Below are 24,610 nucleotides of genomic sequence, written 5' to 3' on the forward strand. Positions count from 1 at the left end.
GTACGGAATGGAAGGAACGCACACCGTGCCGGATCCCGCCGTTCCGCCCACACCGCCGGTCCCGCTGGCCGCGCTGCTGGCCCGCGAGGACCTGGCCCTGCGCCAGATCGCCGGGCCGTCCGACCCCGGCCTGGTCATCCACGGGGCGCACACCTCGGAGATGGCCGACCCGTACCCGTATCTGCTGGGCGGCGAGCTGCTGCTGACGGCGGGGGTGCACATCCCGGAGGCGGCGGGGTCGGATGGGGGTGCCCCCGGTCGAGCGCAGTCGAGACCGGGGGAGTACTTCGACGACTACGTCTCCCGGATCGTGGCGGCGGGCGGTGCGGCGCTCGGCTTCGGGCTGGCGCCGGTGCACGACACCGTGCCGCGCGCGCTGGTCGCCGCCTGCGACGCGTACGAGCTGCCGCTGCTGGAGGTCCCGCCGCAGACCACGTTCTCGGGGGTGGCCCGCGCGGTCTGGCAGCTCATGGCCCAGGCCCGCCACGCCGAGCTGCGCCGGGTGACGGAGGCCCAGCAGAGCCTCGCCTCCGCCGCCTCCCGCCCGGACCCGGTGCCGTCGGTGCTGCGACAGCTCGCCCAGCGGGTGGGCGGATGGGCGGTGCTGTACGGGCCGGAGGGAGCGGAGATCGCGGAGGCGGGCAGGGATCCGTCGGTCGAGGCGCGGGAGGCGCTGGCGGAGCTCGTCCGGGTCGTCGTCGGCCGGGGCTCCGCCACCGCCAGCGACACCACCGCCGCCGGGGCCCATCTCGCCGCCTACGCCCTCGGTGCCGGGCAGGGTTTCGTGCTCGGGGTGGCCGCGCCCCGGCGCGATCCCGGGGACCACACCATCGCCTCCGTCGCCGCCGTCCTCCTCTCCCTCCTCACCGGCGAGCACCGGAGCGGCACGGGAGCGGCCCGCTCGTCGGCGCTCGTACGGCTGCTGCTGGGGGCGCCGCCGGAGACGGTGGCGCCGCTGCTGGGCGGGGAACGATGGCGTGTGGTGCACGGGGTGCCGGAGGGGGCGGCGGGGCCGGGACGTGACGAGCGGCCGGAGCCGCCGCCGGGGCCTGGACGCCACGGCCGGCCGGACGCGGCACCGGGCGCGCGACGGCACGAACGCCCCGAGGTGACAGCCCCGGCCGGGCGCCTCGAGCAGCCGAACGCCACACCGGGCGCCCCACGCCCTGGGCGGCCCGCGCCACACCTCCCTGACGCCGTCGCCGCCTCCGCGCTGGGTGCCGCCCTCGGGTCGCCGCTGGTGGACCTCGCGGGCGGGGTCGTACGGGTGCTCGTCCCGGCCGAACGGGAGCCGGTCGCGCAGGCGGGCTGGACGCTGGGCGTCAGCGCGGCCGTGGGGCCGGGCGAGTGGCCGGCGGCCGACACCCAGGCGGGGCGTGCCCTGGCCCGGGCCCGGGCGACCCGTACGCCGCTGGTCCGGCACGGCGCCCGGCCCGCGCTCGCCGACCTGCTGCCGCCCGGCGAGGCGGAGGCGCACGCCCGTACGCTCCTCGCGCCCCTCGGGGAGAACGCGGCCCTCGCCGACACCCTGCGCACGTGGCTGTCACTCCACGGCAGTTGGGACCGTACGGCGGTGGCGCTGGGTGTCCACCGCAACACCGTGCGGCAGCGGATCGCGCGCTGCTCGGCCCTGTTGGGGACGGATCTGGATGACCCGGACGTACGGATGGAGCTGTGGTTCGCCCTGCGGCAACGGTGAGTTCAACGGCGCATGTCAGGGTGAGTGACCCACGTCCCAGCGTCCGGGACACCGCAGACTCCCACTGGCGGCTGCCTCACAATGGACACCATGCCGATACCCGGGACACCCAGCCGCGCCGAGCTCGTCGAGCACCTTGTGAAGACCCGCATCGCGGGTGACGTAGCCACTCCGCGCGAGAACAACCTCTCCCACTACCGCCAGCTCGCCAACGGTGTCCGCAACTTCTGGCTCGGCCTTGAGCTCGGCGACCGCTGGACCGACGAGCAGGACGTGCTCGCGGTGATGGCGGAGCGGGTCGGCGTCAACGACGACCCCGAGTACCGGTACGGCCAGGACACCATCGACCCCGAGCTGACCGTCGACGCGCTGGACCGGCTGGCGGGACGGCTGCGCAAGGCGGCCGAGGACCGGCAGCGGGTGCTGTTCGCCACCGGTCATCCGGGCGGTCTGCTCGACGTGCACCGCGCCACGGCCGCCGCCCTGCGCGCGGCCGGCTGCGAGATCGTCGTCATCCCGGACGGGCTGCAGACGGACGAGGGGTACGTCATGCAGTTCGCGGACGTGGCGGTTCTGGAGCACGGCGCCACCCTCTGGCACACCCACTCGGGCGAACCCATGAAGGCGATCCTGACCGCGCTGGAGCGCGAGGGGCGCCCGCTGCCCGACCTGGTCGTCGCCGACCACGGCTGGGCGGGCTACGCCGGCCGGCACGGCGTCGACTCCGTCGGGTACGCCGACTGCAACGACCCGGCGCTGTTCATCGCCGAGGCGGAGGGAACCGTGCAGGTGACGGTGCCCCTCGACGACCACGTGGTCAGCCCGCGCCACTACGACCCGATGACGGCGTATCTGCTGGCGGAGGCGGGGCTGGCGTAGGCCGGTTCACGACCCGGCGCACCGAAACGGCGTGATGCGCGGCCCTGTTCGGGACCGCACATCGCGCCGTTGTTGTTGCCGTGTCAGTCGTGGCCACCGTTGCCGCCACGGCCGTTGCCGCCGTGGTCACCGTTGCCGCCGTGGTCACCGTTGCCGCCACGGCCGTTGTCGCCGTGGTCACCGTTACCGCCACGACCGTTGTCGCCGTGGTCACCGTTACCGCCACGACCGTTGTCGTCGTGGTCACCGTAGTCACCGTTGCCGCCACGACCGTTGTCGTCGTGGTCGCCGTAGTCACCGTTGCCGCCACGACCGTTGTGGTCGTCGCAGTCGTCCCACCAACCGTCGTCGCAGGAACGACTGTGGTCGTAGGTGGGTGCGGACGCCGTGGCGGTGCCCGCTGTACCGGCCGCTATGCCGCCTGCCATCAACAGCCCGGCGGCGGACGCCGCGGCGAGACGCCTCGCGCGTTGTGCTCGCATGGGAATACCTTTCACCCCATCGTCTCCCGCGTTTCCCGGAAGGAAGCGCGGGAATGGATGGCCGCAGCCGCAAAGAAGAAATCGCGGCAGGGTCTTTGAGTGTCACCGCATGTTGTTCATCTGGAGCACGGGCTCGACCGCCGACGCCTCCAGGTCATCCGCCATGACTCGCGGGCGATCGCTGTGGCCTTGGTCCGCTCTGTTCGGGAACCGGTCGGCCGGGCGTGCCGTGCGTGCGGCTTTCAGTCATTGAGCCTAGTACCACTACCGCACATCAGCATCTCGGCCGACCCACGGCGCCGGCCCGTCACCGGGGGAGCCGGACCACACCCTCCTGGATCACCGAGATGGCGAGCCGGCCGTCCCGGGTGTAGATGCGCCCCTGACCAAGGCCCCGGCCGCCGTACGCCGACGGCGACTCCTGGTCGTACAGCAGCCACTCGTCCGCGCGGAACGGGCGGTGGAACCACATCGCGTGGTCGAGGGAGGCGCCCACGACGTCGCCGACCGCCCAGCCGCCGCGGCCGTGCGCGAGGAGGATCGAGTCCAGGAGCGTCATGTCGGAGACGTAGGTGGCGAGGACGACGTGCAGGAGCGGGTCGTCGGCCAGCTTGCCGTTGGTGCGGAACCAGACCTGGGAGTGTGGTTCGCGGGGCTCGCCGAACCTGCCGTACGGCGGCTCGTCGACGTAGCGGAGGTCGACGGCCTGGCGGGCCTCCAGGAACCGCTCCACCACCGCCGGGTCGAGGTGGTCGTAGCCGCGCAGGCGGTCCTCGGAGGTGGGGAGCGTCGCCGGGTCGGGGGCGGGGGGCATGGGGGCCTGGTGGTCCATCCCCTCCTCGTACGTCTGGAAGGACGCCGACAGGGCGAAGATCGGCTTGCCGTGCTGGACCGCGACGACGCGGCGGGTGGTGAAGGAACGCCCGTCGCGCATGCGGTCGACGTTGTAGACGATGGGCGCGCCCGGGTCTCCCATGCGCAGGAAGTACGCGTGGAGGGAGTGGGCGGGACGGTCCGCGGGGACCGTCCGCCCGGCGGCGACGAGCGCCTGGGCCGCGACCTGTCCGCCGAAGACCCGCGGGACGACGGCGGAACGGGACTGGCCGCGGAAGATGTTCTCCTCGATCTGCTCCAGGTCGAGCAGATCGAGGAGACCGTGTAGTGCCTGGTTCATGGCACCTTTTCTACTGGCAGGTAATTTCGCGGACCTTACAGGCCCATGTCCTTCGCGATGATCGTCTTCATGATCTCGCTGGTACCGCCGTAGATCCGGTTGACGCGGTTGTCCGCGTACAGGCGGGCGATCGGGTACTCGTTCATGAAGCCGTAGCCGCCGTGCAGCTGGAGGCAGCGGTCGATGACGCGGTGGGCGACCTCGGTGCAGAACAGCTTGGCGCTGGCGGCTTCGGCGGGGGTCAGCTCACCGGCGTCGAGGGCCTCGGTGGCGCGGTCGGCGACGGCCTCGGCCGCGTCCACCTCGGCCTGGCAGGCGGCCAGCTCGAACTTGGTGTTCTGGAAGGACGCGACGGTCTGGCCGAAGACGGTGCGCTGCTGGACGTACTCCTTGGCGAACCGGACGGCGGCCTTGGCCTGCGCGTAGGCACCGAAGGCGATGCCCCAGCGCTCGGAGGCCAGGTTGTGGCCGAGGTAGTAGAAGCCCTTGTTCTCCTCGCCGAGGAGGTCCTCGACCGGGACCTTGACGTCGACGAAGGCCAGCTCGGCGGTGTCGGAGGTCTTCAGGCCGAGCTTGTCCAGCTTGCGGCCGACGGAGTAGCCCTCGGCCTTGGTGTCCACGACGAAGAGCGAGATGCCGTGACGGCGGTCCTCGGCGGTGGGCGCGGAGGTGCGGGCGCAGACGATCATACGGTCGGCGTGCACGCCACCCGTGATGAAGGTCTTGGCGCCGTTGAGGACGTAGTGCGTGCCGTCCTCGGAGAGCTTGGCGGTGGTCTTCATGCCCGCGAGGTCGGAGCCGGTGCCCGGCTCGGTCATCGCGATCGCCCACATCTCCTCGCCGGAGACGAACTTCGGCAGGTAGCGCTTCTTCTGCTCGTCGGTGGCGAGCAGCTTGATGTACGGCAGGCCGAGCAGGACGTGGACGCCGGAGCCGCCGAAGGAGACACCCGCGCGGGCGGTCTCCTCGTACAGGACGGCCTCGAACTTGTACGAGTCGATGCCGGCGCCCCCGTACTCCTCGTCGACGCGGATGCCGAAGACGCCCAGCTCGGCGAGCTTGTAGTAGAAGTCGCGCGGCGCCTGGCCGGCGGCGAACCACTCGTCGTAGACCGGTACGACCTCGGCCTCGATGAAGGCGCGCAAGGTCTCCCGGAACGCCTCGTGATCCTCGTTGAACACCGTACGGCGCACGCCGCCACCTCCACGTACCTCGGCCTGTCTAAGCGCTTGCTCATAGCACCGTACCGGTGAGTACGGGGTGCGTCCAGGGTGCTCCAGTGGTAACGCTCGTCACGCCGAAGGGGGCTCCGCCGCGGACCGCACCTCTTGGCCCACCCACCCGCCCGACTCACTCGGGTGAGGAGTGACCCACCCCCTGGGGCTCCGCCCCAGACCCCGACCACTCGCCCACCCACCTGGCCGACCCACTCGGACAAGAAGCGACCCCCACCCGGGCTCCGCCCCAAACCCGGGCACTCGCCCACCACCCGCCCGACTCACTCGGACAAGAAGTGGCCCGCCCCCTGGAACTCCACCCAGACCCCGGCGGGAACTCCGTCCCAGACCCCGGCGGGGGCTCCGTCCCCTGCACCCCTGGGGCTCCACCCCAGACCCCGCGGGGCCTCCGCCCCCTGCACCCCCGGGGCTCCGCAGCCCCGCGCCCAAGGCACCACAGCCCCACATACCCAGGCATCGCAGCGGCTCTGCGCCTCCGGGGCACCACAGCCCGCACCTCCTGGCGCACCACAGTCCCGCCCCGAGAGACCGCAGTTCCGCCCCGAGACACCACGGCCCTACACCCGGAGGCCCACAGTCCCGCCCCACGACGAACCTTCCGCCGCCAACGGCGCTGAGCCCCCACAAGGGCCACCCGCACCCGGCAACGAAACCCGCACGGGCGGTGCGGATGGGAAACACAGACCCGGCCGCAGGCCGGGTGCCACACCCACCGCCCGCAGCCGCCAACGCCGATCCCCCCACACACACAAAGGCCACCCGCACGGGCGGTGCGGATGGGAGACACCGGCCCGGCCGCAGGCCGGCCCTACACCCCCGCCGCAGAGCCGAAGGCCCCCCGCGCCATCCGGTGCAGCAGCTCCGCCGTCGCCCCCCGGCCCGGCAACACCCCCGCCCGCCCCAGATGCGGCGTCGAGTTCAGGAGCCCGAACACCGAGTGCACCGCCGATCGGGCGGTCGGCTCGGTCAGGTCGGGGTAGACCTCGCGGACGACCTCCACCCACAGCTCGACGTACTGCCGCTGCAGCTGCCGCACCAGCTTGCGGTCGCTGTCGCGGAGGCGGTCCAGCTCGCGGTCGTGCAGGGTGATGAGGGGACGGTCGTCGAGGGCGAAGTCGATGTGGCCCTCGATGAGGGAGTCGAGGAGCGCCTCGGGGCCACCCCCGTCGGACTCCTGCACGCGACGCCGCGCGCCGTTCAGCAGCTGGCCGCTGATCCCGACCAGCAGCTCGGCGAGCATCGCGTCCTTGCCGGGGAAGTGCCGGTAGAGACCGGGGCCGCTGATGCCGACGGCGGCGCCTATCTCGTCCACGCCGACGCCGTGGAAACCGCGCTCGGCGAACAGCCGCGCGGCCTCCTTGAGGATCTGTTCGCGGCGGGTGAGGGCGTCGGTTCTGGTGGCCATGAAGGCAATTCTAGACAGGGAGGTTAGCGGTCGTTAACCTGGAGGAAATGGTTAACGCTCATTAACAGTCGATCACTGGGCGAGGGGACCGCAAGGATGGATCAGGCACCGGAGCTGACGAGCGCGGCAGACCCCGCGTCGGAGGCCTGGCGGGCCAACGAGCAAGCCCACCTCGCGCTCGTCGAGGAGCTGCGCGGAAAGCTCGCCGCCGCCCGGCTCGGCGGGGGTGAGAAGGCGCGGGCCCGGCACACCGCGCGCGGGAAGCTGCTGCCGAGGGACCGGGTGGACACCCTCCTCGACCCCGGGTCGCCCTTCCTGGAGCTCGCGCCCCTCGCGGCCGACGGGATGTACGACGGGCAGGCCCCGGCCGCCGGCGTCATCGCCGGGGTCGGGCGGGTCGGCGGGCGGGAGTGCGTCGTCGTCGCCAACGACGCCACCGTCAAGGGTGGGACGTACTACCCGATGACCGTGAAGAAGCATCTGCGCGCGCAGGAGGTCGCCCTCGAGAACCGGCTGCCGTGCCTCTACCTGGTGGACTCCGGCGGCGCCTTCCTGCCCATGCAGGACGAGGTGTTCCCGGACCGGGAGCACTTCGGGCGGATCTTCTACAACCAGGCCCGGATGTCCGGGGCCGGGATCCCGCAGATCGCGGCCGTGCTCGGGTCCTGCACCGCCGGCGGGGCGTATGTGCCGGCCATGAGCGACGAAGCCGTCATCGTCCGGAACCAGGGGACGATCTTTCTCGGCGGCCCTCCCCTCGTGAAGGCCGCCACCGGCGAGGTCGTCACCGCCGAGGAGCTCGGCGGCGGAGACGTCCACGCGCGCGTGTCCGGTGTCACCGACCACCTCGCCGAGGACGACGCGCACGCCCTGCGGATCGTGCGGACCATCGTCTCCACCCTTCCGGCCCGCCCGTCGCTTCCCTGGGAGGTGCGGCCCGCCGTCGAGCCGAAGGTCGACCCCTACGGGCTCTACGGCGCCGTCCCCGTCGACTCCCGTACCCCCTACGACGTACGGGAGATCATCGCCCGCATCACCGACGGCTCCCGTTTCGCCGAGTTCAAGGCCGAGTTCGGGCAGACCCTGGTCACCGGGTTCGCCCGGATCCACGGCCACCCGGTCGGGATCGTCGCCAACAACGGCATCCTGTTCTCCGAGTCCGCCCAGAAGGGCGCCCACTTCATCGAGCTGTGCGACCAGCGCGGGATCCCACTGCTCTTCCTCCAGAACATCTCCGGGTTCATGGTCGGCAAGGACTACGAGGCCGGTGGCATCGCCAAGCACGGCGCCAAGATGGTGACCGCCGTGGCCTGCACCCGCGTGCCGAAGCTGACCGTCGTCGTCGGCGGGTCGTACGGCGCCGGGAACTACTCGATGTGCGGGCGGGCCTACGCGCCGCGTTTCCTGTGGATGTGGCCCAACGCCAAGATCTCGGTCATGGGCGGCGAGCAGGCCGCCTCCGTGCTCGCCACCGTCAAGCGGGACCAGATGGAGGCGCGGGGCCAGGAGTGGTCCATGGAGGACGAGGAGACCTTCAAGGACCCGATCCGGGCGCAGTACGAGCGCCAGGGGAACGCCTACTACGCCACCGCCCGCCTCTGGGACGACGGCGTCATCGACCCGTTGGAGACCCGCCAGGTACTGGGTCTCGCGCTGACCGCCTGTGCCAACGCGCCTCTGGGTGACCCCCAGTTCGGCGTCTTCCGGATGTGAGGAGGGGACCCTTGTTCGACACCGTGCTCGTGGCCAACCGGGGCGAGATCGCCGTCCGTGTCATCCGCACACTGCGCTCGCTGGGCGTGCGCTCGGTGGCCGTCTTCTCCGACGCGGACGCCGACGCCCGGCATGTCCGCGAGGCCGACACGGCCGTACGGATCGGCCCCGCGCCGGCCGCCGAGAGCTATCTGTCCGTCGAGCGGCTGCTGGAGGCCGCCGCCCGCACCGGCGCCCAGGCCGTCCACCCGGGATATGGCTTCCTCGCGGAGAACGCCGGCTTCGCGCGCGCGTGCGCCGACGCGGGGCTCGTCTTCATCGGGCCGCCGGCCGAGGCGATCTCCCTCATGGGCGACAAGATCCGCGCCAAGGAGACCGTGCGGACGGCCGGCGTGCCGGTCGTCCCCGGGTCGAGCGGCAGTGGGCTCAGCGACTCCCAACTCGTGGACGCCGCCCGCGAGATCGGCACACCGGTGCTGCTCAAGCCGAGCGCCGGCGGCGGCGGCAAGGGCATGCGGCTGGTCCGCGACCCCGCCGTGCTGGCGGACGAGATCGCCGCCGCCCGCCGCGAGGCCCGCGCCTCCTTCGGCGACGACACGCTCCTCGTCGAGCGGTGGATCGACCGGCCCCGGCACATCGAGATCCAGGTCCTGGCCGACGGCCACGGCCATGTGGTCCACCTGGGCGAGCGTGAGTGCTCCCTCCAGCGCCGGCACCAGAAGATCATCGAGGAGGCGCCCAGCGTGCTCCTCGACGAGGCCACCCGGGCCGCGATGGGCGAGGCGGCGGTCCAGGCGGCCCGCTCCTGCGGGTACCGGGGCGCGGGCACGGTGGAGTTCATCGTCCCGGGCGGCGACCCGACGTCGTACTTCTTCATGGAGATGAACACCCGCCTGCAGGTGGAGCACCCGGTCACCGAGCTCGTCACCGGCCTGGACCTGGTGGAGTGGCAGCTGCGGGTGGCGGCCGGTGAGCCGCTGCCGTACACGCAGGACGACATCGCCCTCACCGGGCACGCCGTCGAGGCGCGCATCTGTGCCGAAGACCCCGCGCGCGGGTTCCTGCCCTCCGGCGGGACCGTGCTCAGGCTGGACGAGCCGCAGGGCGACGGCGTGCGCACCGACTCGGGGCTGAGCGAGGGCACCGAGGTCGGCAGCCTGTACGACCCGATGCTGTCCAAGGTGATCGCGTACGGCCCCGACCGGGCGACCGCGCTCAGGAAACTCCGGGCCGCCCTCGCGGAGACGGTCACGCTGGGTGTGCAGACCAACGCCGGGTTCCTGCGTCGGCTGCTGGCCCATCCGGCGGTCGTGGCGGGCGAGTTGGACACGGGGCTGGTCGAGCGGGTGGTGGACGAGCTGGTCCCCACCGACGTGCCGGAGGAGGTCTACGAGGCCGCCGCCGCCGTACGGCTGGAGGGGCTCAGGCCCCGCGGGGACGGCTGGACGGATCCCTTCTCCGTGCCGAGCGGCTGGCGGCTGGGCGGGGAGCACCGGCCGGTGGACTTCCCCCTGCGCGTGCCTGGACTCGAACCCGTCACTCACCCGGTGCGCGGCGCCCACACCGTCACCGACGACCGTGTCTGCGTCACCCTCGACGGCGTCCGCCACACCTTCCGGCGGGCCGGTGACTGGCTGGGCCGCGACGGCGACGCCTGGCATGTGCGCGACCACGACCCGGTGGCCGCGTCCCTGACGGGGGCAGCGCACTCCGGCGCCGACTCGCTGACGGCGCCCATGCCGGGGACGGTGACGGTGGTGAAGGTCGCCGTCGGTGACGAGGTGGCCGCCGGACAGAGCCTGCTGGTGGTGGAGGCGATGAAGATGGAGCACGTCATCTCCGCCCCGCACGCCGGCACGGTCGCCGAACTGGACGTCACGCCGGGCACGACGGTCGCCATGGACCAGGTCCTGGCCGTCGTCACCCCGCACGAGGAGGTGGAGGCATGACCGGACGAGGACTCCCCATGGCCGTGCCGGCCGCCGGCCTGCCCACGCGGGTCAGGATCCACGAGGTCGGCGCGCGCGACGGCCTGCAGAACGAGAAGGTGACCGTGCCGACGCAGGTGAAGGCGGAGTTCGTCCGCCGGCTCGCCGGCACCGGCCTGACGACGATCGAGGCGACCAGCTTCGTCCACCCCAAGTGGGTGCCCCAACTCGCCGATGCCGAGCAGCTGTTCCCGCTCGTCTCCGGCCTGCCGGTGGAGCTGCCGGTGCTCGTGCCGAACGAGCGCGGCCTGGACCGGGCCCTGGCGCTGGGGGCGCGCCGGGTCGCCGTGTTCGCCAGCGCCACCGAGTCCTTCGCCAAGGCCAACCTCAACCGCACGGTGGACGAGGCGCTGGCCATGTTCGAGCCGGTGGTGGAGCGGGCGAAGGCCGACGGCGACGGTGTGCACGTACGCGGCTATCTCTCGATGTGCTTCGGCGACCCCTGGGAGGGCGCGGTCCCGGTCCCCCAGGTCGTACGGGTGTGCCGGGCCCTGCTCGACATGGGCTGCGACGAGCTGAGCCTGGGCGACACGATCGGGGTCGCCACCCCGGGTCATGTGCTCCAGCTCCTCGCCGCGCTCAACGAGGAACACGTCCCGACCTCCGTGCTCGGCGTGCACTTCCACGACACCTACGGCCAGGCCCTCGCCAACACCCTGGCCGCCCTCCAGCACGGCGTCACCACCGTCGACGCCTCCGCGGGCGGCCTCGGTGGCTGCCCGTTCGCGAAGTCCGCCACCGGCAACCTCGCCACCGAGGATCTCGTGTGGATGCTTCAGGGCCTCGGTATCGACACCGGGGTCGACCTCGGCCGTCTCGTCGCCACCAGCGCGTGGATGGCCGGTCAGCTGGGCCGGCCCAGCCCGTCCCGCACCGTCCGTGCCCTGTCCCACGAGGACCCAGAGGGCCAAGAGGGCCGTGAGGCCCACAAGGAGCAGTGACCGTCATGGACCACCGACTCTCCCCTGAGCTGGAGGAACTCCGCCGCACGGTGGAGGAGTTCGCGCACGACGTCGTCGCGCCGAAGATCGGCGACTTCTACGAGCGGCACGAGTTCCCCTACGAGATCGTCCGCGAGATGGGCCGCATGGGCCTGTTCGGGCTGCCGTTCCCGGAGGAGTACGGCGGCATGGGCGGCGACTACCTCGCCCTGGGCATCGCGCTGGAGGAGCTGGCCCGGGTGGACTCCTCCGTCGCCATCACCCTGGAGGCCGGCGTCTCCCTGGGCGCCATGCCGATCCATCTGTTCGGCACCGCGGAGCAGAAGCGGGAATGGCTTCCCCGTCTGTGTTCCGGCGAGATCCTGGGCGCCTTCGGGCTCACGGAACCCGACGGCGGCTCGGACGCGGGCGCGACGCGGACGACGGCCCGGCTGGACGAGACGACGAACGAGTGGGTGATCAACGGCACCAAGTGCTTCATCACCAACTCGGGCACGGACATCACGGGCCTGGTGACGGTCACGGCGGTGACGGGCCGCAAGCCGGACGGCAAACCGCTGATCTCGGCGATCATCGTCCCGTCGGGCACCCCGGGCTTCACGGTCGCGGCGCCGTACTCGAAGGTGGGCTGGAACGCCTCGGACACCCGTGAGTTGTCGTTCGCCGACGTCCGCGTGCCGGCGGCGAACCTGCTCGGCGAGAAGGGCCGCGGCTACGCCCAGTTCCTGCGCATCCTCGACGAGGGCCGTATCGCCATCGCCGCACTCGCCACCGGGCTCGCCCAGGGCTGCGTCGACGAGTCGGTGAAGTACGCGCGCGAGCGCCACGCCTTCGGCCGGCCGATCGGCGCCAACCAGGCGATCCAGTTCAAGATCGCCGACATGGAGATGAAGGCCCACACCGCCCGTCTCGCCTGGCGGGACGCGGCCTCCCGGCTGGTGGCCGGCGAGCCCTTCAAGAAAGAGGCGGCGCTGGCCAAGCTGTACTCGTCGACGATCGCCGTCGACAACGCCCGCGACGCCACCCAGATCCACGGCGGCTACGGCTTCATGAACGAGTATCCGGTGGCCCGTATGTGGCGCGACTCCAAGATCCTGGAGATCGGGGAGGGGACGAGCGAGGTGCAACGGATGTTGATCGCACGGGAGTTGGGGCTTGCGGGCTGAGCCGAGACGGATGATGACGTAGAGCTCGAACGCATGTTTAAGTGAACCCTCGTCCATCACGAGGGGGGTTGTTCCACACATGGGACACACACGAAGACTGTTCATGGGCTCGGCCGCGGCGGGCGTCCTCGCCGCGGCCTCGGGGGCGGGCACCGCGTCGGCGGCCGAGGAGGCCGCACCCACGCCCACGGACCTGGGGTGGCACGACGTCCGCGCCTACGGCGCCAAGGGCGACGGAACCACCGACGACACGGCGGCCATCCAGAAGGCCCTGGACGCGTGCGAGCCGGGCAACACCGTGTACCTGCCGGTCGGCCAGTACCGCACGAGCGCGCCGATCCGGATACCACCGGCCGTCACCCTGCAGGGCACCCACGGCGGCGGCGAGAACGAATGGGGCACTCCCGATCCCGAGTTCGGGCTGAAGCCTCTGCCCGGGTTCACCGGGGAGGCCGTCGTACTGATCCTCGACCAGCTGAAGGGCGGCTACTCCCGTCCGGCGCTGGAGCCGAGGATCTTCCAGCTGACCATCGACGGCAGCGCGTTGCCCCGCGCGGGCGCGGAGGTGGACGGCATCCGGGCGGTCGGTCAGATCCAGCACGTCCAGCTGCGGGACGTACAGGTCCGCAAGGTCACCGGCATCGGCATCAACACCACCTACAACACGGCCGTCCCGAAGGGGCCGCAGGCGCCGTTCTGCCTGCACTTCGAGCGGGTCTCCGTACTGTGGACGGGCAGCTTCGGCATCGCGCTGAACAACTGCACCGACTCCGTCCTCCAGGACGTGTACGTCCTCGGCTGCAACGGCGCCGGCTGGTGGATCGCCGGCACGGGCAACTCCACCTTCACCAACTGCCGGGCCGAGTGGTCGGGCAAGGAGGGTTTCCTGCTCAAGGACTGGTCGGGGGTCATGCAGTTCACCGGCTGCTCCACCGACCGCAACACCTACGACGGCATCAAGGTGGAGAACAAGGACGGCCGGGGCATCCTCCAGCTCAGCGGTTGCCGCCTGACCCGCGACGGCCGCAACGGCGGCCAGGGCGGGGGTGGTTACGCCGGGCTGAAGGTGGTGAACTCCACCGCCAAGGTTCTCGCCGACGGCCTCCTCGTCACCGCCGGCAACGACGACGACGGCGCCCAGCAGGCCTCCCCGGCGTACGGCGTCTCCGTCGCGAACTCCGCCTTCACAGTGGTCGGTTCGGGGTTCGTGGACGGTGTGGAGACCGACTGGCGCGACGGCGGCGGCAACCGCCTCCTGAAGAACGGGGCCGTCCTCAGCGTCTGAGGCCGACGCCCTCTACTTCTTCACGACCCCCGTGTTGGCCAGCCCGCCGTACATGTTGACCGTGTCCCCGTACTGGTAGTTCTTCGGATTGATCTGCAGGCTCTCCACCCGGACCTGGAACTCGGCCTCCGGGTTCTCGATGGCGTTGACGATGTACTGGACGAGCTGCCGCAGCTGCTCCGGGTTGGGCAGCGTCACCAGGGCCGTGGAGGCGCTGTTCGTCTCCACGGCCAGGACGTGTTCGTCCGGCGCGCTCCACAGCTTCAGCATCCGCACGAACAGCCAGACCACCAGCGCGCCCCCCAGAAGCAACAGCATTACCTGCACGCTGTCGTCGTCGGCGACCACCTGGATGACGACCGACGCCACGACGGTGAGGGCCGTCCACTTCAGGAAGTCGGTGAGGGCCTCCATCCGCTTCGGCCGGAGCACGAGGGTGTGCACCCGCGTGACGTTGTGCAGCGGATAGGCCGCCTCTCCGACCCACAGCAGCCGCTTGCTCACCTTGAGGTCGACACCGACCGCACGTCTCGGAGGCGTCGGCATCGGCAGCGCTCCGCCGAGAGTTCCCTTGGTCTCCACAAGTCCCCCCGTCAGCACATACACCCGTGACCGCGTGAGGACCATTAAGCGCTCGAAGCCGGTTGAACAAGAGGCGATTTACGGCCAACTCCCTTTTACTTCCGGCAAGTTGACCGAAGCGGGACGGTCACAGACATCCCACAGGATGTGGATCACACCCCCCACCCCTGGACAGGATCTGAGGTTAGGCTAACCTACCTTCGAATTGTCCTGCGGTATCCGCACGTTCGAAAGCAGCCACACTCATGTCCCACACCAGAGCCACCCACCTCACCCGCCGTGGCATCATCGCCGCTGGTGGCGCCCTCGGTCTCGGTGCCGTCCTCGCGGCCTGCGGGGACGACGACGCGAAAAGCAGTGGCTCGGAATCGACGTCGAGCGCCTCCGCCAAGTCCGGCCCGTGGACGTTCAAGGACGACCGCGGCACCACGGTGAAGCTCGACAAGATCCCCGCGAACATCGTCGCGTTCACCGGCGTCGCCGCCGCCCTTTACGACTACGGCATCCAGGTCAAGGGTGTTTTCGGCCCGACCAAGACCACCGACGGCAAGGCCGACGTCCAGGCCGGCGACATGGACATCACCAAGGTCGAGATCCTGGGCAACGTCTGGGACGAGTTCAACGTCGAGAAGTACGCGGCGCTCGCCCCCGACGTCCTCATCTCCACGATGTTCGACAACGCCGGCGCCCTCTGGTACGTCCCCGAGGCCTCCAAGGACAAGATCGCCAAGCTCGCCCCGAGCGTCGGCATCTCCGTCTACGACCGTCAGCTCACCGCGCCCCTGGAGCGCATGTGGGAGCTCGCCGAGTCCCTCGGTGCCGACATGGCCGCCACCAAGGTCACCGACGCCAAGAAGCGGTTCGAGGCCGCGGCCACCCGGCTGCGCGCGGCCGCCAAGGCCAAGCCCGACATCAAGGTCCTGGCCGGTTCCGCGGCCGACCAGCTCTTCTACGTCTCCGGCACCAACCTCTCCATCGACCTGGAGTACTTCAAGGCCCTCGGCGTGAACTTCGTCGAGCCGCCGGAGAGCGCGAAGAAGGCCGGCGGCGGCTGGTTCGAGTCCCTGAGCTGGGAGAACGTCGACAAGTACCCGGCGGACATCATCATGCTGGACGACCGGTCCCAGGCGCTGCAGCCTGCGGCGATCACGAAGCCGACGTGGAAGCAGCTGCCCGCCGTCAAGGCTGGGCAGGTCATCGCCCGGTCGCCGGAGCCGATCCTGTCGTACGACAAGTGCGTGCCGCTTCTCGAGAACCTCGCGAAGGCTCTGGAGACGGCGAAGAAGGTCGCCTGACGACCTGGGTGGTTGAGGTGCGTGGGCGGCTGCGGGCCGGTTGTGGCTGGTCGCGCCGACAGGCGGAGCCGCATATCGACGCAGCCCCGCGCCCCCAGGTGAGTCACCCCTCCCCACGTTTCCAGGAGCACCCATGAGCACGGCCGTCGACGCCCCCTTCCGTTTCTTCTCCCTTCAGGTCGTACGGACTCGGCGGCTCGGGTCGTCTCTCGTCCGGGTCTCCTTCGCCGGGGAGGATCTGCGGCACTTCTTCTCCGACGGGTACGACCAGTCCCTGTCGCTGTTCCTGCCGCACCCGGGCCAGACCGAGCCGCAGGTTCCGTACGAACTCGGGGACGGCTGGTGGCAGGCCTGGCGTGAACTCCCGGACGACGTACGGGCCGTGATGCGGTCGTACACGCTGCGGTCGCTGCGGCGGGACGGCCTCGGGCGCACCACGGAGATCGACATCGACTTCGTGCTGCACACCCCCGCCGGGCCCGCCTCCGCATGGGCCTCACGCGCGGCCGCCGGGGACCAGGTCGTGCTCCTCGGGCCGGCCGTCGCCGACAACCGGGCGATACGTTTCCGCCCGCCGCAGGACACCGACCTGGTGCTGCTGTGGGGCGACGAGACGGCTCTCCCGGCGATCGCCTCGATCCTGGAGTCGCTTCCGGCCGGGCAGCGCGTCCGGGCGTGGCTGGAAGTGCACGACCCCGGGAACGTGCAGGACCTGGTGACCGCGGCGGACGCCGAGGTGACCTGGCTGGATGCGGGGGCCTCTCTCGACGCCCTGCGCGAAGCCCGGGTCCCGGCCGGCCGGCAGCCGTACGTCTGGATCGCGGGTGAGTCGGGGTGCGTGAAGTCGCTGCGCCGGCACTTCGTGCAGGAGCGCGGCATCGATCGACGCCGGGTCACCTTCGTCGGGTACTGGCGTCAGGGTCTGAGCGAGGAGCAGCTCCGCGAGCAGGAGTGATTCCCGCTGAGGCAAAGCCCGTTGAGACGTGATCACAGTCACGGCAGGGGCCGGGTTTCAGCCGCGCAGCTTAGGTTAGGCTTACCTAAGTTGAATCTGAGGTTCCGCCCCTGAGTCCGTCCCGCAGCGGACCCGTCCCCACCCCGGAGGACCCCCACCATGCGCTCGCACCTGCTCAATGACACGACCGCGGAGCAGTACCGCCGCTCCGTGACCGAAGGAGTCGAGCGGGTGGCCGCCAAACTCGCCGCCACCGACCGTCCGTTCACCGGCGTCACGGTCGACGCCCTCGCTCCCCGCATCGAGCAGATCGACCTCGACAAGCCCCTGCACGACACGACGGCGGTCCTGGACGAGCTGGAGGAGGTCTACCTCCGCGACGCGATCTACTTCCACCACCCCCGCTACCTCGCCCACCTCAACTGCCCGGTCGTCATCCCGGCCGTGCTGGGCGAAGCGGTCCTCTCCGCCGTCAACTCCTCCCTCGACACCTGGGACCAGTCGGCCGGCGGCACCCTCATCGAGCGCAAACTGATCGACTGGACGGCCGCCCGCATCGGCCTCGGGCCGGCCGCCGACGGCGTGTTCACCTCGGGCGGCTCGCAGTCCAACCTCCAGGCGCTGCTGCTGGCCCGGGAAGAGGCCAAGAGCAACTCCCTGGCGAAACTGCGCATCTTCGCCTCCGAGGTCAGCCACTTCAGCGTGAAGAAGTCGGCGAAACTGCTGGGGCTGGGCCAGGACGCCGTGGTCTCCATCCCCGTCGACCACGACAAGCGCATGCAGACCGTCGCCCTCGCCCACGAGCTGGAGCGCTGCGCGAAGGACGGCCTGGTCCCCATGGCCGTCGTCGCCACCGCCGGCACCACCGACTTCGGCTCCATCGACCCGCTGCCCGAGATCGCCGAGCTGTGCGAGCAGTTCGGGGCGTGGATGCATGTCGACGCCGCCTACGGCTGCGGCCTGCTCGCCTCGGTGAAGTACCGCGACCGCATCGACGGCATCGAGCGCGCCGACTCCGTCACCGTCGACTACCACAAGTCCTTCTTCCAGCCGGTGAGTTCGTCCGCGGTGCTGGTCAAGGACGCGGCCACGCTGCGCCACGCCACCTACCACGCCGAGTACCTGAACCCGCGTCGGATGGTGCAGGAACGTATCCCCAACCAGGTGGACAAGTCCCTGCAGACCACGCGCCGCTTCGACGCGCTCAAGCTGTGGATGACCCTGCGCGTGATGGGCGCCGACGGCATCGGCCAGCTCTTCGACGAGGTCTGCGACCTGGCCGTCGAGGGCTGGAAGCTGCTGGCCGCCGACCCGCGCTTCGACGTCGTCGTGCAGCCGTCGCTGTCCACCCTGGTCTTCCGCTACATCCCGCAGGCCGTCACCGATCCGGCCGAGATCGACCGCGCCAACCTCTACGCCCGCAAGGCCCTGTTCGCCTCCGGCGACGCCGTGGTCGCCGGTACCAAGGTGGGCGGCCGCCACTACCTGAAGTTCACCCTGCTCAACCCCGAGACCACGACGGCCGACATCGCCGCCGTCCTCGACCTGATCGCCGGCCACGCCGAGCAGTACCTGGGAGAGTCCCTTGACCGCGCTTCCTGACCCCACGAACAAGACCTACGACTTCGTGGGCATCGGGCTCGGCCCCTTCAACCTCGGCCTGGCCTGTCTGACCGAGCCCATCGACGAACTCGACGGCGTCTTCCTCGACTCCAAGCCCGACTTCGAGTGGCACGCCGGCATGTTCCTCGACGGCGCCCACCTGCAGACGCCGTTCATGTCGGACCTGGTCACCCTCGCCGACCCGACCTCGCCGTACTCCTTCCTCAACTACCTGAAGGAGAAGGGCCGGCTGTACTCGTTCTACATCCGCGAGAACTTCTACCCGCTGCGGGTCGAGTACGACGACTACTGCCGCTGGGCCGCGAACAAGCTGAGCAGCGTCCGGTTCAACACGACGGTCACCGAGGTGACGTACGAGGACGAGCTGTACGTCGTGAGGACCGCGGCCGGTGAGGAGTTCCGCGCCCCTCGCCTGGTCCTCGGCACCGGCACCGTCCCCTTCGTCCCGGAGCCCTGCCGGGGCCTGGACGGCGACCTCTTCCACAACGCGCAGTACATGCAGCGCAAGGCGGAGCTGCGGACGAAGAAGTCCATCACGATCGTCGGCAGCGGCCAGAGCGCCGCCGAGATCTACCACGAGCTGCTCGCCGAGATCGACGTCCACGGCTACCAGCTCAACTGGGTCACCCGCTCCCCGCGGTTCTTCCCGCTGGAGTACACCAAACTGACCCTGGAGATGACGTCCCCGGACTACATCGACTACTTCCGCGCCCTGCCCGAGGAGACCCGCTACCGGCTGGAGAAGCAGCAGAAGGGCCTGTTCAAGGGCATCAACTCGGACCTCATCGACTCGATCTTCGACCTGCTCTACCAGAAGAACGTCGAGAGCGGCGACCGGCCGGTGCCCACCCGTCTGCTCACCAACTCCACGCTGCACAGCGCGCGGTACGAGAACGGGCAGTACACGCTCGGCTTCCGCCAGGACGAGCAGGGCAAGGACTACGAGATCGACACCGAGGGCCTGGTGCTGGCCACCGGCTACCACTACGAGCCGCCGGCCTTCCTCGAGCCGGTCCGCGACCGCCTCCGCTTCGACGGGCACGGCCGCTTCGACGTGGCCCGCAACTACGCCATCGACACCACGGGCCGCGGCGTCTTCCTGCAGAACGCCGGCGTGCACACGCACAGCATCACCAGCCCGGACCTCGGCATGGGCCCCTACCGCAACAGCTACATCATCCGTGAGCTGCTCGGCAGCGAGTACTACCCGGTCGAGAAGACCATCGCGTTCCAGGAGTTCGCAGTATGAGCACCACCACCACCGTCGGCCCCCTCACCCTGCGCCCCCTCGACCCCCTCAAGGACGCCGAGCTGCTGCACACCTGGGTCACGCACCCCAAGGCGGCCTTCTGGATGATGCAGGAAGCGAAACTGGAGGACGTCGAGCGCGCGTACATGGAGATCGCGGCCGACGAGCACCACCACGCCCTGCTCGGTCTGCACGACGGCGAGCCGGCCTTCCTGATGGAGTACTACGACCCGGCCCACCGCGAGCTGGTCGGCCTGTACGAGCCGCAGCCCGGTGACGTCGGCATGCACTTCCTGGTCGCCCCCACCGACCGGCCCGTGCACGGCTTCACCCGCGCCGTCATCACCGCCGTGATGGCGCACCTCTTCACCGACCCCGCCACCGTCCGCGTGGTCGTCGAGCCGGACGTCTCCAACCAGGCCGTCCACGCCCTCAACGAGGCCGTCGGCTTCGTCCCGGAGCGGGAGATCCAGAAGCCGGAGAAGAAGGCGTTGCTGAGCTTCTGCACGCGGGAGCAGTTCGTCGCCGCGACGGGGGTGGCCGCATGAGCCTCGCCGACGCCGTGGCCCACCTCTCCCCCGAGCGCTGGGAGCAGGCCAACCGCCTTCTGGTCCGCAAGGCACTCGCCGAGTTCGCCCACGAGCGGCTGATCACCCCGGAGCGGCAGGGCGACCAGTACGTCGTCCGCAGCGACGACGGCCTGACGTCCTACCGCTTCACCGCCGTCCGCCGCGCCCTCGACCACTGGCAGGTCGACGCCGACTCGATCACCCGCACCCGTGACGGGGCCGAGCTCCCGCTCGCCGCCCTGGACTTCTTCATCGAGCTGAAGAAGGCGCTGGGCCTGAGCGACGAGATCCTGCCGGTCTACCTGGAGGAGATCTCCTCCACCCTCTCCGGCACCTGCTACAAGCTCGCCAAGCCGCAGGTCCCGGCTGCCGAGCTCGCGAGGAGCGGCTTCCAGGCCATCGAGACCGGCATGACCGAGGGCCACCCCTGCTTCGTCGCCAACAACGGGCGGCTCGGCTTCGGCGTCCACGAGTACCTGTCGTACGCGCCGGAGACCGCGAGCCCGGTCCGCCTGGTGTGGCTGGCCGCGCACAGGTCGCGGGCGGCGTTCACGGCGGGCGTCGGGATCGAGTACGAGACGTTCGTACGGCAGGAGCTGGGCGCGGAGACGGTCGACCGGTTCGACGGGATCCTGCGCGACCGGGGCCTCGACCCCGCCGACTACCTCCTCATCCCCGTCCACCCCTGGCAGTGGTGGAACAAGCTCACCGTCACCTTCGCCGCCGAGGTCGCCCGCCAGAACCTGGTGTGCCTGGGCGAAGGCGACGACGAGTACCTGGCCCAGCAGTCCATCCGGACGTTCTTCAACCTGTCGAACCCCGGGAAGCACTACGTGAAGACGGCCCTGTCCGTCCTCAACATGGGCTTCATGCGCGGACTTTCGGCCGCGTACATGGAGGCGACCCCGGCGATCAACGACTGGCTGGCCCAGCTCATCGACAACGACCCGGTGCTGAAGTCGACGGGCCTGTCGATCATCCGCGAGCGGGCGGCCGTGGGCTACCGGCACCTGGAGTACGAGGCGGCCACGGACCGCTACTCGCCGTACCGCAAGATGCTGGCCGCGCTGTGGCGGGAGAGCCCGGTCCCCTCCCTCCAGGACGGCGAGTCGCTCGCGACGATGGCCTCCCTGATCCATGTGGACCACGAGGGCAGGTCGGTGGCAGGCGCCCTGATCGAGCGGTCGGGCCTCGCCCCCACGGCCTGGCTCCGGCGCTACCTCCAGGCCTACTACACGCCCCTCCTGCACAGCTTCTACGCCTACGACCTGGTCTTCATGCCGCACGGCGAGAACACCGTCCTGGTCCTGAAGGACGGGGTCGTGCAGCGGGCGATCTACAAGGACATCGCCGAGGAGATCGCGGTGATGGACCCGGACGCGGTGCTGCCGCCCGAGGTGCAGCGGATCCGCGTGGAGGTCCCCGAGGACACGAAGCTCCTGTCGATCTTCACGGACGTCTTCGACTGCTTCTTCCGCTTCCTCGCGGCCGACCTGGCCACCGAGGGGATCCTGGAGGAGGACGACTTCTGGCGCACGGTCGCCGAGGTCACCCGCGAGTACCAGGAGGCGACACCCCAACTCGCCGACAGGTTCCGGCAGTACGACATGTTCGCCCCCGAGTTCGCGCTGTCCTGCCTCAACCGGCTCCAGTTGCGCAACAACAAGCAGATGGTCGACCTGGCGGACCCGTCGGGCGCCCTCCAGCTGATCGGCACCCTGAAGAACCCCCTCGCGGGATTCTGATCCTCCACGGACGGGCGCCCCCGAGTACGGTCCTCGGGGGCGCCCGTCGTCTTGATCATGACCCCGGGCCGAAGGGCTGATGGAACAATCCCCTCATGGCGGAAATCATCCAGAAGGACGGCACCTGGGTCTTCGACGGCGACGCCCTGCGGCTGACTCCGGGAAGGGACAAGAACGTCAGCCTGCTCCGCAAGACCCTCGGCGAACTCGTCGTCCCGCTGGGCGCGTTGGCGGGGGTCTCGTTCGAGCAGGGCAAGAAGGCCGGGCGGCTCAGGCTGCGGCTGCGGGACGGTGCGGACCCGCTGCTGCACGCGACCGGCGGCCGGCTGACCGAGCCGCACGACCCCTACCAGATGCTGGTCGAGTCCGACCGCTACGGCGTCGCCGAGTACGTCGTGGACGAGGTCCGCAACGCGCTGCTGCTCGACCAGGTCCCCTCCGACCCGGTGGACGCCTATCTGCTGCCCGGCCCGTCCGTGCCCCTGTCGGTGTCCGCCGGGGACGGCACGGCGAGCTTCGACGGTGACCACGTCCGGCTGGAGTGGAACTGGAAGACGGAGGACGCCAAGGCCGCCGCCGGTGCCCGCACCATCCCCCTCGCCGAGATCACGGCCGTGGAGTGGCACCCGGCGGTCGGCCTGGAGAACGGCCATCTGCGCTTCACCGTGCGGGGCGCGCCCACCAAGGCCCCGCCGAAGTACGACCCCAACGCCGTGGAGCTGTGGGGCTTCAAGAAGGACCCCCTGATGGCGCTGGTCGCGGCCGCCGTCCAGGCCCGCCTCCCGCACCCGGCCGCGGCCCCCGAGGACGCCGTACGGCCGCCGGAGGCCACCGCGCGCCCCCTCACCGCCGCGCCGCCCGCCGAGGACGACCACGACGCGCTGCTGCGGCGGCTGCGGGAGCTGGGCGAGCTGCACCGCGAAGGGGTGCTCACCGAGGAGGAGTTCATTTTGGCCAAGCAGGCGGTCCTCAAACGGATGTGAGGATCACCGCGCCCTGCGGGCCACCGTGAAGTGGTCCACCTGCTCTCCCGTCTCGGCGATGCCCCGCACCGTCAGGGTGGCGAGCCGCCCCTTCGGCGCGGGCGTGACGTCGACGCGCAGGAACGAGTAGTCGAGGTAGCGCACCCGCGACCAGGCGACGGTCTCGTCCTGCTTGCCGTCCTTGGTGTTGATGAACGAGGCGACGGACTCGACCTCGTTCTCATGGCCCTCGTACGACAGCGGAGCGCTGAAGGCGTACAGGCTGCGGCCGGCCGCGCCCGCCGTGACGTACACCACGCCGTCGCTCTCGGGATACGCCGTGCCGCCGATCGGGAGCTTCCTGGTGACCGTGTTGCCCTTGATCACATCGGTGCGCTCGTACTGGTGGTTGTGGCCGTTGATCACCAGGTCAACGGTGTACTTCTCGAACAGCGGCACCCACTCCTGACGCACGCCGCCCTCGGAGGCGTGGGCGGTGGAGGTGCAGTAGGCGCAGTGGTGGAAGAAGACGACGATGAAGTCGACGTCCTGGGCGGCCCGGTACTTCTTGAGCTGCGCCTCCAGCCACTTGGTCTGGGTTCCTCCGGAGATGCCCAGGTTCGCCGGGATCTCGAAGGAGACGTCGTTGGCGTCGAGGGAGATGACCGCCGCGTTGCCGTAGACGAAGGAGTACACGCCCGGCAGGTTCTTCTTGTCGGGCCCGTTGTCCGGGAGGTTCCAGCGGGCCTCTTCGCCGCCGTAGCCGTTGGGCGAGTACCAGGCCTCCATGTCGTGGTTGCCGTAGGCCGGCATCCACGGGACCTGCTTGGCGACCGACTCCGTCTGGTACAGGAACTGGTCCCACACCCGCGAGTCGAAGCCGGTGTCGGTGGTCTTGCCCGCGCCGGACGGGTCGGCGTACGCGATGTCGCCGGCGTGGAGGTGGAAGGCGGGGTTCTGCCCGAGCAGCAGGCTGTTGTTGGCCAGACCGTGGTAGCTGACGCCCTCGTCGCCGAAGGCGGTGAAGGTGAACGGCGCCTTGTGCGCGGGCGCGGTGGTGAAGGTGCCGAGGGTGCCGAGCAGGTGCGGGGCGGCCGGGTCGAATCCGGCGTGGCCGACGCCGTAGTAGTACGTACGGCCGGGGCGCAGGTGCGTGAGCTGGGCGTGGACGTAGTACTGGGTGTGGTCGGCGCTCGCGCCGACACCGGCGGGGGTGTGGAGCGTACGGACCTCGGCCGGAATCCTGTGGGAGAGGTCCCAGGGGTGGGCGCCGATGCGCACGAACGGCTTCTCGACGGCGACCGGGACCTGCCAGGAGATCGTCATCTCGGTGCGCGGGTCGGCGCCGAAGGCGAGGTGACGGCCGAAGGGGGCGACGAGGGCCCCGTCGACCTTCTCGGTGCTCGGAAGAGTGCTGGTCGTGGCCGGTGCGGTCGCGGCCTGTGCGGTGGCGCCCGTCACGAACGCGCCACCGGTGACGGCGCCCAGCGTGACCGCGCCGCCCCTGATCATCGTCCGCCGGGAGAATCTGGTGCGCAGGTACTCGTGCCGCTCGGCCATGCTCATGCGCTCGGCGAGCTTCTCGGGTACGCCCATGCGAGGAGTGTCCATGGCGTCTGAAACTCGTCTCCTCGGGCGACGAACCGCGGGCGGAGGAGTG

General features: G+C 70.5%; 20 protein-coding genes. 14 read left to right on the plus strand and 6 right to left on the minus strand.

Annotated elements, in window-relative coordinates; genetic code table 11:
* Positions 1-7: 7 nt before the first annotated feature.
* Complete coding sequence (locus tag IE263_RS32300; RefSeq protein ID WP_189941402.1) at positions 8-1,699, plus strand: helix-turn-helix domain-containing protein; 1,692 nt, start codon at positions 8-10, stop codon at positions 1,697-1,699.
* Positions 1,700-1,789: 90 nt separating this feature from the next.
* Positions 1,790-2,578, plus strand: coding sequence for a phosphatase (locus tag IE263_RS32305; protein WP_189941403.1), 789 nt, complete (start codon positions 1,790-1,792; stop codon positions 2,576-2,578).
* 83 nt (positions 2,579-2,661) lie between these two features.
* Here the strand turns inward: IE263_RS32305 and IE263_RS32310 are convergent, their stop codons facing one another.
* From IE263_RS32310 to IE263_RS32325, 4 genes are all read right to left on the minus strand, one after another.
* Positions 2,662-3,060 (minus strand): hypothetical protein, encoded by a 399-nt coding sequence (locus IE263_RS32310; RefSeq protein ID WP_189941404.1) that lies wholly within the window; start codon positions 3,058-3,060, stop codon positions 2,662-2,664.
* A 307-nt stretch (positions 3,061-3,367) separates the two neighbouring features.
* Positions 3,368-4,234: an acyl-CoA thioesterase II gene (tesB, locus tag IE263_RS32315; protein ID WP_189941405.1), complete on the minus strand. Its 867-nt coding sequence runs from the start codon at positions 4,232-4,234 to the stop codon at positions 3,368-3,370.
* Between the two features lie 35 nt (positions 4,235-4,269).
* Positions 4,270-5,427: an acyl-CoA dehydrogenase family protein gene (locus IE263_RS32320; protein ID WP_189941406.1), complete on the minus strand. Its 1,158-nt coding sequence runs from the start codon at positions 5,425-5,427 to the stop codon at positions 4,270-4,272.
* Positions 5,428-6,280: 853 nt separating this feature from the next.
* Positions 6,281-6,877, minus strand: coding sequence for an SACE_7040 family transcriptional regulator (locus IE263_RS32325; protein WP_189941407.1), 597 nt, complete (start codon positions 6,875-6,877; stop codon positions 6,281-6,283).
* A gap of 96 nt (positions 6,878-6,973) precedes the next feature.
* Here IE263_RS32325 and IE263_RS32330 point away from each other — a divergent pair, with 96 nt between their 5' ends.
* The 5 genes from IE263_RS32330 (at position 6,974) to IE263_RS48915 (ending at position 13,970) form a co-directional block, all read left to right on the plus strand.
* On the plus strand, positions 6,974-8,590 hold the full coding sequence (locus IE263_RS32330; protein WP_189941408.1) for a carboxyl transferase domain-containing protein: 1,617 nt from the start codon (positions 6,974-6,976) through the stop codon (positions 8,588-8,590).
* An 11-nt stretch (positions 8,591-8,601) separates the two neighbouring features.
* Entirely contained in the window at positions 8,602-10,539 is a 1,938-nt protein-coding gene (locus IE263_RS32335; protein WP_189941409.1) for an acetyl/propionyl/methylcrotonyl-CoA carboxylase subunit alpha, read from the plus strand.
* On the plus strand, positions 10,536-11,519 hold the full coding sequence (locus IE263_RS32340; RefSeq protein WP_189941410.1) for a hydroxymethylglutaryl-CoA lyase: 984 nt from the start codon (positions 10,536-10,538) through the stop codon (positions 11,517-11,519). The genes IE263_RS32335 and IE263_RS32340 overlap by 4 nt, the downstream gene beginning before the upstream one ends.
* A 5-nt stretch (positions 11,520-11,524) precedes the next feature.
* On the plus strand, positions 11,525-12,685 hold the full coding sequence (locus IE263_RS32345; protein ID WP_189941411.1) for an acyl-CoA dehydrogenase family protein: 1,161 nt from the start codon (positions 11,525-11,527) through the stop codon (positions 12,683-12,685).
* 79 nt (positions 12,686-12,764) lie between these two features.
* Positions 12,765-13,970, plus strand: a complete 1,206-nt coding sequence (locus IE263_RS48915; protein WP_229911291.1) for a right-handed parallel beta-helix repeat-containing protein — start codon at positions 12,765-12,767, stop codon at positions 13,968-13,970.
* 12 nt (positions 13,971-13,982) lie between these two features.
* Here IE263_RS48915 and IE263_RS32355 read toward each other — a convergent pair whose 3' ends face one another.
* Positions 13,983-14,516: a DUF6232 family protein gene (locus IE263_RS32355; protein ID WP_189941412.1), complete on the minus strand. Its 534-nt coding sequence runs from the start codon at positions 14,514-14,516 to the stop codon at positions 13,983-13,985.
* Between the two features lie 281 nt (positions 14,517-14,797).
* Here IE263_RS32355 and IE263_RS32360 point away from each other — a divergent pair, with 281 nt between their 5' ends.
* The 7 genes from IE263_RS32360 to IE263_RS32390 all read left to right on the plus strand — a co-directional run bounded on the left by IE263_RS32360 (position 14,798) and on the right by IE263_RS32390 (position 22,971).
* The gene (locus tag IE263_RS32360; protein ID WP_189941413.1) at positions 14,798-15,847 is read left to right on the plus strand and encodes an ABC transporter substrate-binding protein; all 1,050 of its coding nucleotides are present in this window, start codon (positions 14,798-14,800) and stop codon (positions 15,845-15,847) included.
* A 133-nt stretch (positions 15,848-15,980) separates the two neighbouring features.
* Complete coding sequence (locus IE263_RS32365) at positions 15,981-16,802, plus strand: siderophore-interacting protein (RefSeq protein ID WP_189941414.1); 822 nt, start codon at positions 15,981-15,983, stop codon at positions 16,800-16,802.
* A gap of 159 nt (positions 16,803-16,961) precedes the next feature.
* A complete protein-coding gene (gene desA / locus IE263_RS32370) occupies positions 16,962-18,404 on the plus strand; it encodes a lysine decarboxylase DesA (protein WP_189941415.1) in 1,443 nt (480 codons plus the stop codon).
* A complete protein-coding gene (locus tag IE263_RS32375; RefSeq protein ID WP_189941416.1) occupies positions 18,388-19,674 on the plus strand; it encodes a lysine N(6)-hydroxylase/L-ornithine N(5)-oxygenase family protein in 1,287 nt (428 codons plus the stop codon). The genes desA and IE263_RS32375 overlap by 17 nt, the downstream gene beginning before the upstream one ends.
* Positions 19,671-20,222 (plus strand): GNAT family N-acetyltransferase, encoded by a 552-nt coding sequence (locus tag IE263_RS32380; RefSeq protein ID WP_189941417.1) that lies wholly within the window; start codon positions 19,671-19,673, stop codon positions 20,220-20,222. The genes IE263_RS32375 and IE263_RS32380 overlap by 4 nt, the downstream gene beginning before the upstream one ends.
* Positions 20,219-21,988, plus strand: a complete 1,770-nt coding sequence (locus IE263_RS32385; protein WP_189941418.1) for an IucA/IucC family protein — start codon at positions 20,219-20,221, stop codon at positions 21,986-21,988. Before IE263_RS32380 ends, IE263_RS32385 begins: the two co-directional genes overlap by 4 nt.
* A 95-nt stretch (positions 21,989-22,083) precedes the next feature.
* Positions 22,084-22,971, plus strand: coding sequence for a DUF4429 domain-containing protein (locus IE263_RS32390; RefSeq protein WP_189941419.1), 888 nt, complete (start codon positions 22,084-22,086; stop codon positions 22,969-22,971).
* 3 nt (positions 22,972-22,974) lie between these two features.
* Here the strand turns inward: IE263_RS32390 and IE263_RS32395 are convergent, their stop codons facing one another.
* Positions 22,975-24,546: a purple acid phosphatase family protein gene (locus tag IE263_RS32395; RefSeq protein WP_189941420.1), complete on the minus strand. Its 1,572-nt coding sequence runs from the start codon at positions 24,544-24,546 to the stop codon at positions 22,975-22,977.
* Positions 24,547-24,610: the final 64 nt, after the last annotated feature.

The sequence above is a fragment of the Streptomyces aurantiogriseus genome, from assembly GCF_014649375.1.
Taxonomy (GTDB): domain Bacteria; phylum Actinomycetota; class Actinomycetes; order Streptomycetales; family Streptomycetaceae; genus Streptomyces; species Streptomyces aurantiogriseus.

Bases quoted from the DNA above. Each gene is read 5' to 3' on its own strand.
- IE263_RS32390 (WP_189941419.1), top strand. From the start codon at position 22,084: ATGGCGGAAATCATCCAGAAGGACGGCACCTGGGTCTTCGACGGCGAC.
- IE263_RS32365 (WP_189941414.1), top strand. From the start codon at position 15,981: ATGAGCACGGCCGTCGACGCCCCCTTCCGTTTCTTCTCCCTTCAGGTC.
- IE263_RS32380 (WP_189941417.1), top strand. From the start codon at position 19,671: ATGAGCACCACCACCACCGTCGGCCCCCTCACCCTGCGCCCCCTCGAC.
- IE263_RS32395 (WP_189941420.1), bottom strand. From the start codon at position 24,546: ATGGGCGTACCCGAGAAGCTCGCCGAGCGCATGAGCATGGCCGAGCGG.
- IE263_RS32300 (WP_189941402.1), top strand. From the start codon at position 8: ATGGAAGGAACGCACACCGTGCCGGATCCCGCCGTTCCGCCCACACCG.
- IE263_RS32355 (WP_189941412.1), bottom strand. From the start codon at position 14,516: ATGCCGACGCCTCCGAGACGTGCGGTCGGTGTCGACCTCAAGGTGAGC.
- IE263_RS32360 (WP_189941413.1), top strand. From the start codon at position 14,798: ATGTCCCACACCAGAGCCACCCACCTCACCCGCCGTGGCATCATCGCC.
- IE263_RS32325 (WP_189941407.1), bottom strand. From the start codon at position 6,877: ATGGCCACCAGAACCGACGCCCTCACCCGCCGCGAACAGATCCTCAAG.
- desA (WP_189941415.1), top strand. From the start codon at position 16,962: ATGCGCTCGCACCTGCTCAATGACACGACCGCGGAGCAGTACCGCCGC.
- IE263_RS32385 (WP_189941418.1), top strand. From the start codon at position 20,219: ATGAGCCTCGCCGACGCCGTGGCCCACCTCTCCCCCGAGCGCTGGGAG.
- IE263_RS32340 (WP_189941410.1), top strand. From the start codon at position 10,536: ATGACCGGACGAGGACTCCCCATGGCCGTGCCGGCCGCCGGCCTGCCC.
- IE263_RS32345 (WP_189941411.1), top strand. From the start codon at position 11,525: ATGGACCACCGACTCTCCCCTGAGCTGGAGGAACTCCGCCGCACGGTG.
- IE263_RS32305 (WP_189941403.1), top strand. From the start codon at position 1,790: ATGCCGATACCCGGGACACCCAGCCGCGCCGAGCTCGTCGAGCACCTT.
- IE263_RS32330 (WP_189941408.1), top strand. From the start codon at position 6,974: ATGGATCAGGCACCGGAGCTGACGAGCGCGGCAGACCCCGCGTCGGAG.
- IE263_RS48915 (WP_229911291.1), top strand. From the start codon at position 12,765: ATGGGACACACACGAAGACTGTTCATGGGCTCGGCCGCGGCGGGCGTC.
- IE263_RS32310 (WP_189941404.1), bottom strand. From the start codon at position 3,060: ATGCGAGCACAACGCGCGAGGCGTCTCGCCGCGGCGTCCGCCGCCGGG.
- tesB (WP_189941405.1), bottom strand. From the start codon at position 4,234: ATGAACCAGGCACTACACGGTCTCCTCGATCTGCTCGACCTGGAGCAG.